Source organism: Bradyrhizobium sp. JR3.5 (genome assembly GCF_054057015.1).
In genome coordinates this window covers 4068325-4080716 of sequence record NZ_JBSRYV010000002.1, presented here as the reverse complement: position 1 = coordinate 4080716, position 12392 = coordinate 4068325, and the positions used below count along the sequence as shown (strand labels likewise).

Genomic DNA, 12392 nt, shown 5'->3' with positions numbered 1-12392 from the left:
GCTTACGCCTGCGGCTGCGGCTCCATGCCGGTGTCCGGATCGGGACGCGGGCGGGGCTTGCCGGCCGGCGGCACGGCGGAGGCGCGCGGCGTCGACGGCTCCAGCACCGACTCGCGGTTGGGCTTCTTGCCCTTCAGCAGGTCGATGATCTCGTCGCCGGTCAGCGTCTCGAACTCGAGCAGGCCCTTGGCGAGCGCCTCGAGGTCTTGGCGCTTCTCGGTGAGGATCTTGGTCGCCTCGTTGTAGCCTTCCTCGACCAGACGCCGGATCTCGGAGTCGATCTTCTGGACCGTCGCCTCGGACGCATTCTGGGTGCGCGAGACCGACATTCCCAGGAACACCTCGTCCTGGTTCTCGCCATAGGACACGGTGCCGAGCTCTTCCGAGAGGCCCCAGCGCGTCACCATCATGCGGGCCAGGCGGGTCGCCTGCTCGATGTCGGAGGCGGCACCCGAGGTCACCTTCTCGCGGCCGAAGATCAGCTCTTCCGCGACACGGCCACCCATCATGATGGCGAGGCGCGAGGTCATCTGCTCCAGCGACATCGACAGCTTGTCGCGCTCCGGCAACTGCATCACCATGCCCAGCGCACGGCCGCGCGGAATGATGGTCGCCTTGTGGATCGGATCGGTCGCGACGACATTGAGGCCGACGATGGCGTGGCCGCCCTCGTGATAGGCCGTCAGCAACTTCTCTTCCTCGGTCATGACGAGCGACTTGCGCTCGGCGCCCATCATCACCTTGTCCTTGGCCTCTTCGAACTCGGCCTGCGTCACCATCCGCTTGTTGCGGCGGGCGGCGGTCAGCGCAGCCTCGTTGACGAGGTTCATCAGGTCGGCGCCCGAGAAGCCCGGGGTGCCGCGCGCGATGGTCTTGAGGTTGATATCCGGCGCCAGCGGCACCTTGCGGACGTGAACCTTGAGGATCTGCTCGCGGCCGACGACATCCGGATTCGGCACGACGACCTGACGGTCGAAGCGGCCCGGACGCAGCAGCGCGGGATCGAGCACGTCGGGACGGTTGGTCGCCGCGATCAGGATCACGCCTTCATTGGCCTCGAAGCCGTCCATCTCGACCAGCAGCTGGTTCAGGGTCTGCTCGCGCTCGTCATTGCCGCCGCCGAGGCCGGCGCCGCGATGACGGCCGACCGCGTCGATTTCGTCGATGAAGATGATGCAGGGCGCGTTCTTCTTGGCCTGCTCGAACATGTCGCGGACACGACTCGCGCCGACGCCGACGAACATTTCGACGAAGTCAGAACCGGAGATCGTGAAGAACGGCACGTTGGCTTCACCCGCCACCGCGCGCGCGATCAGCGTCTTGCCGGTGCCGGGAGGGCCGACCAGCAGCACGCCGCGCGGAATGCGTCCGCCCAGCCGCTGGAACTTGCCGGGGTCGCGGAGGAATTCGACGATCTCCTGCAGATCCTGCTTTGCCTCGTCGACGCCCGCGACGTCCTCGAAGGTGACGCGGCCATGCGCCTCGGTCAGCATCTTGGCGCGCGACTTGCCAAAGCCCATCGCCTTGCCGGCGCCGCCCTGCATCTGCCGCGACAGGAATATCCAGACGCCGATCAGCGCGATGAACGGCAACCAGGAGACGAGCAGCGAGACGAACCACGGTACGTTGTCGCCGGGCGCCTTCGCGGTGATCTGCACCTTGGCGTCATAGAGGCGCTTCACGAGCGACGGATCGCTCGGCGCGTAGGTCTGGAAGCTGGTGCCGTTGTTGAAGGTGCCGTGAATCTCGGGCCCCTGAATCACGACGTCGCGGACATGGCCCTGATCGACCTCAGTGAGAAGCTGCGAGAACGAGATGTCCGAGGACGACGAGCGCTGGCCGGGATTCTGGAAAAGCGTGAACAACGCCAGCAACAGCAGGACAATGATGACCCAGAGGGCGAAATTCCGCAGATTGGCGTTCATGGTCTTCCTTCGTGGTCGCGCGGATCGCGGCCTCTCTCTAATCCTTGGGCAGGCTCTGTGGGAATCCCCAGGGAATCCATCCCGTCGATGCCCTACAATCTAGGTGCCGCTGGGGTCGATGCCAAGGGAACCACGCACGACTATTTACCGCATCCTAGCCCGATTCCCGGTCAAAAAATGACGCGGAATCCGGTGTTTTTCCGGGGTGGTTAAGCCTCCTTGCCGGATTATGACAGCGGTTGAAACAATCGAACCCGGCTCAGCGGGAACGGGCCCGGCGAGGCGGCGCCGGGCTGATCCTGATACGGCCGGAGGCGACACTGATGACCGCTCCGGCAAGCGTCTGTTTCAGCTTGGATTCGCGTTGTCGCAAGGGCTGATTGACGGCCTCATCGACCGCGGCGAGCAGGGTTTCGACCTTGCCGAGTTCGGCTGGCCCCTCGTGTCCGGTGCGATCGATGGCGCGCTTGAGCAGGCGGAGGCGGATTTCGTCCGGCATCACCGCGAACTGTGCCGCATCGAAGCCCGCATCGAAGTGATCCTCGCTTTTCAACGCAAGATAGCGCTCGGCGCCGTCGACCAGCACCTCCAGCGCGGCGTTGGCGCGCGCGATCCGCGCCGCGAGCCGTGCCAGGTTCCGCGCGTCGCCGCCCTCCTCCGCCAGCAGCGGCATCAGCGCGCGCAGCCGTGGCCGCGTGAAGGACGGATCGCGGTTGGTCGGATCGTCGGCAAAACCGATGCGCGCCTTCTTCAGCGTCGCGAGCAACTGCGCCTTCGAGATATCCAGCAACGGTCGCGTCAGCATGACGCCGTCGCGCTCGGTCTCGCGCGCCATCGCCGAGAGACCCGCGACGCCACTGCCGCGCAGCATCCGCATCAACAGCGTCTCGGCCTGGTCGTCACGGGTGTGCGCGGTCAGGATATGCGTCGCGCCGTGCTTGCGCGCGGCCTGGGCGAGCAGGCCATAGCGCGCCTGGCGCGCGGCTGCCGGCACGCCGGTGCTGGGCTTGGGCCCGCTCCAGCGCAGCGTGTGATGCGGCAGGTCGAGGCTTCGCGCCAGCCGCTTGACGTCGCGCGCCTCGCGGGCCGCTTCAGGACGCAGGCCGTGATCGACGGTGACCGCCACCAGCCGCGGTCCCTGCGCGAGCGCGCGGCGCCAGCGCGCGGCCAACCACATCAGCGCGACGGAATCGGGACCGCCCGACACCGCGAGCACGATCGCTGGCGCGCGCGCCAAGCCTGCGAACAGGCGCTTGGCGTCGCTTGCCGGGATGGCGGATTGGTCGTCGGGCATCACAGAACCAGCAGGTCGCGGAAGGCCGGAAGCGGCCTCCCCGGCTGGTTTAGCACTTCACGCGCTTCTGCTCGCGGTCAACCGCAGCTTTGACGCCGCCGGACGCGCGCGGGTACTTCCGCGCGATCTCGCCGAATGCGGCGCAGGCGGCTTCCTTTTCCTTCAGCGCCGCCAGCGACTGGCCGAGCCGCAGCAGCGCGTCGGGCGCTTTCGCGGACTTGTCGAACTTGGTGGTCACACCGAGGAAGGTTTCCGCAGCATCGCGATATTGCTGGCGCTGGAAATAGCTTTCGCCGAGCCAGTATTGCGAATCCGCCACCAAAGGATCGCTCGGATACTTGGTGGCGAAGTTCTTCATCGTCTCTTCGGCGAGCGCATAGTCCTTGCGCTGCATGTAGCCGATGCCGAGGTCGAACTCGTCCTTCGGCGTGGCCGACGGCGGCAACGTGGTCAGGGCCGCGCTCGCGCCGGGCGCCCGCTGCGGGCTCGTGTTGCCGAGATCGAGCGGCTCGCCCGCTCCGCGGCCGCCGGGCGCGCTGACCGCCGCATCGTTCTGCATCGGCATCTGGCCGCCGCCACCGAGCACGCGCGGAGCGCCGGGGGCATTCGGATTCTGGGTCGGATCGAAGGCATCGCCGCGGCCGCGGCGGCCGGGAGCCGCCGCGGCCGGCTCCTGCACGATCGGGGCGGGCGCTGCGATCTGCTGCTGGTCATAGCCGCCCTGCGGCTGCCGGCCGTATCCTTGCTGCGGCTGGCCATACCCCTGCTGCGGCTGAGCGAAGCCGGGCTGCGCCTGCGGGTACCCCTGCTGCGCCGGCGGCACCGCCGCGACGCCGGGCTGGGCCGCCGGAGGCTGTCCATTCGGGCCGGGCGGCTGGCCGCCAAGCTGGCGCAGGCGCTCCTCGAGCTGGCGGTTGCGGTACTGCAGCTCCTCGTTCTGCCCGGTCAGCTGCCGCAGCTGGTTCTCCAGCCGCTCGATCCGCATCTCGGCATCGGAATCGTCGGATTGGGCAAACACTGGTGCGGAAGCGGCGAACAGCGCCGCGATCGCCGCGGCGGAAGAAAGAAAATGTAGCCTGGATGACATTTTGCCCTGACGACGAGATCGACGTGAAAAGCGCGCGACTTTGAGGGACGGAGTACGCCAGAATTGTGACTTGCAGTTCAAATCCGGGACAGCGTCGCGGATACCGGTTTAGTACGGACGGTGGAACAAGCAAGCGGCCAATTGCACGCAGCTTCGTTCATCTTGATGAAGCCGGGTCGGGCTTTCATGCGGCCAAAAACAAAACCGGCGCCCGAGGGCGCCGGCTTGGAAAACGCGTCCAGGATCGCGTCAGGAGCTGGCGTTCAGCACGGTGACGGCGCGGCGGTTCTGCGACCAGCAGGAGATGTCGTTACAGACCGCGACCGGGCGCTCCTTGCCGTAGGAGATGGTGCGCATACGGCTCGGATCGATGCCGCGCGAAGCGAGATAGGCGCGAACCGACTGGGCACGGCGCGCACCGAGCGCGATGTTGTATTCGCGCGTGCCGCGCTCGTCGGCATGACCTTCGATGGTGAAGGAATAACGGTTGTATGTCTGCAGCCACTGCGCCTGCTTGTCGAGGGTCGCTGTCGCCTGCGGGCTGAGATCGGTCTGATCGCTCTCAAAGAACACACGGTCGCCGACATTGACCACGAAATCCTGCTGGCTGCCCGGGGTCGCGGCGCCCCCAATTGCGCCATTGGCGTCCAGCGGGTTCTTGTTGGCGCAGGCACCCATCGACAACGCCACCGCCAGAACCGCAGCCAGCTTCATACCCTGGAGGATACGCATCTGATGTTTCATTCCGGAGCCTCCACGCTCACGCTCTTCGTACTGTCCATTGGGTCTACAGGGCGATGGTTAAGCGAACGTTCCGTCAACCTTGACGAGACCTTGCTAGAGCCGATCAAATGCCAGGCAATGGCGAAAAGCGCCCCCGATGGTTAATGGGTGGCAAATGTGGCGCGATGGTGAAGGGAAGGCAAGGTTCGCGGGAACCGGCCGCTTTTGCAGGACAATTTGGCCCGCGCGCAACAGTCGATCGATGTCAGATTGATCAGAACGCCGGTTTGCTCAGGGATTGCGGCACGATCGAGGCGCGCTCGAACGGCCGAACAAGACCGTCGGGCTGCAACTGGCCTTCCCGATCGAACAGCATCCGCCGCTCGAAGGCGCTCGAGCGCAGGAACGGATAGCGGGCGAGCACACGTTCCCGCACGGTCGGCAGATGCGACGCCATTAACCCGACCGGCTTCACAAGCCCAGGGTAGAGCCGCGGCTCCGACCAGGTTTCGTGCAGGAACACACGCCGGTAGAACGCCATGTGCTCGGGCCGGACCGGCGCCAGGCCGTAATCGGCGTTGAAATGCACACCCGCGGTCGAGCCGAGCCGCACCGTAACATAGGGCAGTTCCGGATTGTTCCGCGCCTTGTCGGGGTCCGCGACGAAGCGCGTCGAATCGATGAAGACCAAACCCTGATCGAGCTTCGGCAGCAGCACGTCGCCGAACACGTCGAGCGTTGGCGAAGAGCGCCACTCCGGCGTCACCACGGTGATGCGAATCGAGCTGCAGAGTTCGCCATGCAGATAGACGCCGAACACCCAGGCATTCGGAGCATCATCGAACTGATCGACGACGCGCTCGTCCGCCGAGGGCCGGATCGCGCCTTCGCGCAGATAGGCGCGGTAGCGAAGCCGGTAAATCTCGTCTTTCTGTTCGGGGGTCTGAGCGAGGCGGTAGTCGACTTGATCGAGAGGGTCCGCAAGCCTTCCTGTCGCGGGCTTGATGGCCTCGGCCGCGGACCTCATGTGGTAATCCCCTCAACAACCCAACAACTTCAACGCGTGCCAAAAGATTAACAGCTTCTTAATTTTCGTCAAAGCAATCGCGGCAATACAGTTAACTTGTGACCGCAAGGGTGCAATTCGAATCGAGCAGTCGAAAGGTTTCACAACTATCGATTGAGGAAATTGCGCTGGATCAAGCAATCGAGCGCGAGGGAACCACGTGCAGCTGGTCGTCGGTGCGCCGGCCGTGCGAGGCATTGAGCAGTTGGCGGATGCGCACCGCGGGAACCGGCCGGCTGAACAGATATCCCTGTGCTTCGGTCACCGCGCCATCGGCGCTGATCAGTTCGAGCTGCTCATTGGTCTCGATGCCCTCGACCACCACCGACATGCCGAGATCCGCCGACAACCGCGCCACCCCGCGCAGCAGGGTCAACGGGCGATCGCTGTCGATGCCTTCGAGGAAGGAGCGGTCGATCTTGACCTTCTGCAGCGGGAAATTGTGCAAATAGCTGAGCGACGAGTAGCCGGTGCCGAAATCATCCAGCGAGATCCGCACGCCGAGCGAACGCAGTTGCGACAGCACGTCGTGGGTCAGCTCGGTGTTGTGCAGCAGCGAGGATTCGGTGATCTCGATCTCGAGGCGTTGCGCCGGCAGGCCGGAGACCTCGAGCGCGTAGCGGACCTCGCTCAGCACGTCGCGCTGATGGAACTGCTGCGGCGAGAAGTTGACGGCGACGCTGACCGCTTCGGGCCACTTCATGCATTCCATGCAGGCCTTGCGCAGGATCCAGCGGCCGAGGTCGACGATCAAGCCCATGTCCTCGGCGACCGGAATGATGTCGACCGGGGAGACGGTGCCGCGCACCGGATGGTTCCAGCGCAGCAGCGCCTCGCAGGTGCTCACCTTGCCGGACTTCAGGTTGATCAGCGGCTGGTAGAACAGCTCGAATTCCTCGTTGGCGAGCGCCTTGCGCAGATCGAGCTCGAGGATCCGGCGGGCCTCGACGGTTTGCGCCATCTCGTCGCGGAAGAAGCAGAAGGTGCCGCGGCCGTCGGCCTTGGCGCGGTAGAGCGCCATGTCGGCGTTCTTCAGCAGCGTGTCGGCGCCGACGCCCGGCGCGGTCATGGCGATGCCGACGCTGGCGCCGATCTCGACCAGATGGTTGTCGATCTTGTAGCGCTCGCTGAGGCGGTCGACGATGCGCCGCGCCAATGCCGCGGCGTCCTCATGCGAGTGGATGTTCTGCTGGAACACGACGAACTCGTCGCCGCCGAACCGGGCCACGAAATCCTCCGGACGCAGCATCTCGCGCAGCCGTTCGGCGACCGCGCAGAGCAGCTGGTCGCCGCAGGGATGGCCGAGCGTATCGTTGACCTGCTTGAACTGGTCGAGGTCGACGAACAGCAATGCGGAGCGATGGTCGCCGTGCTGCATGGCGAGCAGCCGGCCGATCTCGTCGCGGAAATTGACGCGATTGGGCAGCGCGGTCAGCTCGTCGTAGCGCGCAAGGTGGCTGATCCTGGCCTCGGCGTCCTTGCGCTCGGTGATGTCCTCGACCAGCAAGACCGTGCCGCCGCCTGCCATCGGCTGGAACGTCCAGTCCAGCGAACGGTTCTGGGCCGGATCGGGGTCGCTGGTGACGATGTCGCCGCGCTGTGAGCTCTCGATCTCGTAGAGAATCTGTTGTGCGGCCGCGGCCGAGATCGCGCCGGACAGCACGCAGGCATTGCAGATGTCGGTCGCGCTGGCGCCGCGCTGCACGAAATCGTCCGATAGCTGCATCATCTCGATGAAGCGGTGGTTCATCACCGCAAGGCGGCCATCGGCGCTGAACATGCACAGGCCGTGCGGCATGTTGTTCAGCGCGGTATCGAACTGGCCCGCCAGCGCCGCCTCGCGCTCCTTGGCGATCCATGCGTTGACGTAGATGCGCTGCAGGCTGGAGGTGAGGTGCCGGATAGCGCTGAAGAACACCAGGCTCAGCAGCGCAAGGGCGATGTGATAGGGACCGCCGACATACATCAGCGCCGCGATCAGGGGACCGATAGACATCAGCAGATGCTGGTGGAAGATCTGTGGCCGGCCGAAGGTCCGCCCTACCCCCGCTGAGGTGTAGGCGACCACCGTAGTCACGCAGAGCATATGGGCGGCGGCATCGCTGGTCGTGAGCAGCACGGCTGCGCCCCACAGACCAAGCGTGATACCGTAGGCGAGGCTGCCGATCCGGTAGCGCTTCTCCCACGTCACGGATTCTTCGACGGTGAGACGGGAACTGCGCTGCTGATAGCGGTACATCTGCAGCGCGCGCGCCAGACCCACCACGATGAACAGCGGCACGCACAGCCAAGACAGCAGATTGCCGGTGACGAACGCAATCACGGCACCCGCGATGGCGGGGCCGAAGGCGCCGAAGATCATGGGCGCGGGGTTCATGAACAGGGAATCGACCAGCGCCGCGGAGATCGTCGGCGACATCGACTTGTCCGGTTCTCCCGTCTGGCTTGCAAACTGCATTGAGAGCGCGCGTCCTTTTCAGCTCGCACTCTTACTGATCGCAGGTGAAGTCTTTCTGAGGGAACATCGTTAGCGAGTCGTTGCCGCGACCCATTGGCAGTCGAAATTCGGCAGAAAATTCAGTACGCTAGGTAAGAAGTGCCGGCCGCCCCGGGGTTCCCCGGAGCAGCTCTGCGCGAACCTCACGACAACAGCGGCGACCAGGCGGGGTCAGAGGCAAAACCGGGGGTCGGCACCCGCAGCTCGTTGCGCCCGGAGACGTCGATGGTGAACAGCGACGGACCGCTGTTGCCGCCGGGATCGCGGAAGAACATCACGACGCGCCCGTTCGGCGCAAAGGTCGGCCCTTCATTGTGGAAGCCCGAGGTCAGGATGCGCTCGCCGGAGCCGTCCGGTTTCATGATGCCGATCGCGAACTGCCCGCCGCCCTGCTTGGTGAACGCGATATAGTCGCCGCGCGGCGACCACACCGGCGTCGAATAGGTGCCGTCGCCGAACGAGATGCGCTGTGCCGCGCCGCCGGTGGCCGGCATCACGTAGATCTGCGGCTTGCCGCCGCGATCGGACTCAAAGCAGAGCCGCGTGCCGTCGGGCGCATAGGATGGCGAGGTGTCGATCGCCGGCGTGTCGGTCAGCCGCGTCATCGACTTGGAGCGCAGATCCATCACGAACAGGTTGGAGTTGCCGCCCTGCTGCAGGCTCATGATGACGCGCTGGCCGTCGGGCGAGAAGCGCGGCGAGAACGACATGCCCGGGAAGTTGCCGACGATCTCGCGCTGGCCGGTCTCGATGTTGAGCAGATAGACGCGCGGGTCGCCCTGGCCGAACTCCATGTAGGTGATTTCCTGGGTCGACGGCGAGAAGCGCGGCGTCAGCACGAGATCGGAGCCGCGGGTCAGATAGCGCACATTGGCGCCGTCCTGGTCCATCAGCGCGAGGCGCTTGACGCGGCGATCGGCAGCGCCGCTCTCGTCGACGAACACGACGCGGGTATCGAAATAGCCCTTCTCGCCGGTCATGCGCTCGTAGATCTGGTCGGAGATGATGTGTGCGATGCGGCGCCAGTATTCGGCCGAGGTGTCGTACTGCTGGCCGGCGAGCTGCTGGCCGGTGTTGACGTCCCAGAGGCGGAATTCCGCCTTCACGCGCCCGTTGCCCTGGCGTGTCATGCGGCCGGTCACCAGCGCCTGCGCGTTGATGCTCTTCCAGTTGTTGAAGTTCGGCGCCGCGTCGATGTTGATCTGCTTCTCGAGATAGGCGGCCTGATCGATCGGCGCGAACAAGCCGCTGCGCTTCAGGTTGTTGGTGATCACCTGCGTGACGCCGACGCCAACTTCGGCGTCGCCAGGCGTGCCGGCGGCGAAGTTCGGGATCGCGATCGGCACCGGCGCGAACTCGCCCTCAGTGATGGTGATCCGCTTCTGAGCGGATGCGGGGCCGGTGAGACCACTCAGCATCACGCCGGCGGACGCCATGCCGGACAGGATCTGCCGGCGGCTCGGACGAAACAGCGCTTCAGGCAATCGGGTCTTGTCAATCATCGCTCGAACTCATGCTCGTAAACAGTGGCGCGCATTCTCAGCTCTGCCTCTCGGTAAAGGCCGGCTCAAAGAACTGCCACTCCTCAAAGAAACCTGGAGGCAACCGATAGGGCTGGCACTCGATGATCGCGCGCAAGCCGCTCTCCTGGTACACCCGAAGGTAAGGCGTCTTCGCCGTTCCCACCACGACCGGCATGCCTTCCAGCGTACCATCGCGCTTCAAATGGATTGAGAACACGGCCTCCGCCATTTGCGCTTCTATTCCACCGTAAGGCTTCTTCCAGCAGCGTTCGACCTGCTGCCGGAACATCGCGCCCCAGGTCGCGGAGTTGTCGGCAGCCTTGCCCTTTGCCGTGCCGAGCGCGGCGTTGGCGTTCAGCGCATCGCCGGTCGCCGCAGCCCGCGTCGGGTCACGCTTGTCGAGCAGCGCTGCGATCTTGCTCTGGTCGAACACGCGATCCTTCGGCTTCTGCTCCGGCGGCGGCTTGGCTGCCTGTTGAACCGGCTTCGGCGGCGGCTTCTTCTCTTCCTTCTTGATTGCTTCCGCGATCGGATCGGGCTTCACCGGATCGGGTTTCTTCTCGACCGGCTTCGGCTCTTCCTTCGGCTTGTTCTCGACCTTCTTCGGCGGATCCGGTTTCTTGTCTTCCGGCTTCTCCACCTTCGGCGCCGGCTGCGGCGCGGTGTCGGTCACGACAGGCGGCTTCTTCTCTTCGACCTTGCCGACGGTGTCGTCGACCGGCTTGGCCTCGGCGACCTTGTCGACCAGCGGCTTGGGATTTTCCTTCTTGCCGTCCTTCTGGCCGGTCATGACATGGGAGAGCTGGTCGGCGGAGATCACGTCGACCGCGACCGACTCTTCTTCGGGCATCACGTACGCCCTGGTCGAAAACGACACGAGGCCCCACCCGATCACGAGGACGTGCAGGACAATCGATGCCGCCAGAGTCTTGTCGACCTTGACCTTCAAATCAGGCTTCCCCGTGCCTTGGCATGATGGTTATCCGCCTTCCGGGATGATGACGATATTCGCCTTGAATCCCGCGGCCCGGACCTCCCCGAGCAATTTCATCATATCCGTGTAACAGACGTCCTTGTCGCCACGGAGATAGACCACTTTTTCGGCGTCCGACCGGGCATCCCCGATCGCCTTGATCTTGGCCGGAAAATCGGCGGCCGTGACCGGCGCGTCGCCGAGATAGAGCTCGACATTCGAGTTGCAGCCGCCACCGGTGCGCTTGACCGACAGCGTCAGCGGCGGCTGGTTCGACGAGATCGACTTGCCGCCGCTCGCGACCGGCAGGTCGATGTCGATGTTCGACGTCATCAGCGGCGCGGCGACCATGAAGATGATCAACAGCACCAGCATCACGTCGACCATCGGCGTGACGTTGATCTCGGCCATCACTGGCTTGCGCCCGCGCCGGCGTCTGCCACCACCGCCGGACCCTGCCATGCTCATCGCCATGATCGTGCGCTCGCAAGGGTGACCATCGTGACCATCATAAGCCTCAGCCCCGCTCGTCGATCTGACGCGACAGGATGGCGGAGAACTCGTCGGCGAACCCCTCCAGGCGCGCGGCCTGCCGGTTCACCTCCGAGGTGAACTTATTGTAGAAAATAGTCGCCGGAATTGCGGCAATCAGGCCGATTGCGGTCGCAAACAGCGCTTCCGCGATACCGGGCGCCACCACCGCCAAAGAGGTGTTTTTCGAGGCCGCGATCGACTGGAAGCTCGACATGATGCCCCAGACGGTGCCGAACAGGCCGACAAAGGGGCCGGCTGAGCCAACGGTGGCGAGCACCAGCAGCCGCCGTTCCAGCCGCTCCACTTCCCGGGCGATCGAGACGTTCATGACCTTCTCGATCCGGGCCTGCAGGCCGGCAAAGGACCGCGACTGGCTCTCGAAGGAGCGCTTCCACTCCCGCATCGCCGCCACGAAACAGGCCGCCATCGACTGGGTCGGCTTGGCCGAGAGCGCCCGGTAGAGCTCCTCGATCGACTGACCGGACCAGAACGCCTGCTCGAACTTGTCCATCGCCCGCTTGGTGCGGGCGTAGAGCAGGATCTTGTCGATCGCGATCGCCCAAACCCACACCGAGCAGGACAAAAGTCCCAACATCACGCATTTGACGACCCAATGAGCCTGCCAAAACAGCGCGATCAGCGACACATCGCTCGATGCCAGTGGCAGAGTTGACTGAGCCACGTCGGCGGGATTCATCGGCAATATCCTCTCAACGCAAGTGTCCCCATCAGGCGGGCCGTCAATCGGCACCGATTCCACGGCCGCATCA

The 12392-nt window shown here is 64.8% G+C and carries 10 protein-coding genes; all 10 read right to left on the bottom strand.

What is annotated here, in order from left to right; all coding sequences use genetic code 11:
• Window positions 1-2 precede the first annotated feature (2 nt).
• Window positions 3-1925 (bottom strand): ATP-dependent zinc metalloprotease FtsH, encoded by a 1923-nt coding sequence (gene ftsH, locus ACVWW1_RS36335; RefSeq protein WP_092123466.1) that lies wholly within the window; start codon window positions 1923-1925, stop codon window positions 3-5.
• A gap of 259 nt (window positions 1926-2184) precedes the next feature.
• On the bottom strand, window positions 2185-3219 hold the full coding sequence (gene tilS, locus ACVWW1_RS36330) for a tRNA lysidine(34) synthetase TilS (protein WP_456659203.1): 1035 nt from the start codon (window positions 3217-3219) through the stop codon (window positions 2185-2187).
• Between the two features lie 49 nt (window positions 3220-3268).
• Entirely contained in the window at window positions 3269-4306 is a 1038-nt protein-coding gene (gene ybgF, locus ACVWW1_RS36325; protein WP_456659202.1) for a tol-pal system protein YbgF, read from the bottom strand.
• A 249-nt stretch (window positions 4307-4555) separates the two neighbouring features.
• Window positions 4556-5050: a peptidoglycan-associated lipoprotein Pal gene (pal, locus tag ACVWW1_RS36320; protein ID WP_092123460.1), complete on the bottom strand. Its 495-nt coding sequence runs from the start codon at window positions 5048-5050 to the stop codon at window positions 4556-4558.
• 253 nt (window positions 5051-5303) lie between these two features.
• A complete protein-coding gene (locus tag ACVWW1_RS36315; RefSeq protein ID WP_456659201.1) occupies window positions 5304-6056 on the bottom strand; it encodes an N-acyl amino acid synthase FeeM domain-containing protein in 753 nt (250 codons plus the stop codon).
• A 172-nt stretch (window positions 6057-6228) separates the two neighbouring features.
• The gene (locus ACVWW1_RS36310; RefSeq protein WP_456659200.1) at window positions 6229-8553 is read right to left on the bottom strand and encodes a putative bifunctional diguanylate cyclase/phosphodiesterase; all 2325 of its coding nucleotides are present in this window, start codon (window positions 8551-8553) and stop codon (window positions 6229-6231) included.
• A gap of 182 nt (window positions 8554-8735) precedes the next feature.
• Window positions 8736-10028, bottom strand: a complete 1293-nt coding sequence (tolB, locus tag ACVWW1_RS36305; RefSeq protein WP_420831871.1) for a Tol-Pal system beta propeller repeat protein TolB — start codon at window positions 10026-10028, stop codon at window positions 8736-8738.
• A 103-nt stretch (window positions 10029-10131) separates the two neighbouring features.
• The gene (locus ACVWW1_RS36300; protein ID WP_176533699.1) at window positions 10132-11064 is read right to left on the bottom strand and encodes a cell envelope integrity protein TolA; all 933 of its coding nucleotides are present in this window, start codon (window positions 11062-11064) and stop codon (window positions 10132-10134) included.
• Between the two features lie 30 nt (window positions 11065-11094).
• Window positions 11095-11562: a biopolymer transporter ExbD gene (locus ACVWW1_RS36295; protein WP_028340645.1), complete on the bottom strand. Its 468-nt coding sequence runs from the start codon at window positions 11560-11562 to the stop codon at window positions 11095-11097.
• A gap of 43 nt (window positions 11563-11605) precedes the next feature.
• On the bottom strand, window positions 11606-12319 hold the full coding sequence (gene tolQ / locus ACVWW1_RS36290) for a protein TolQ (protein WP_016846954.1): 714 nt from the start codon (window positions 12317-12319) through the stop codon (window positions 11606-11608).
• Window positions 12320-12392: the final 73 nt, after the last annotated feature.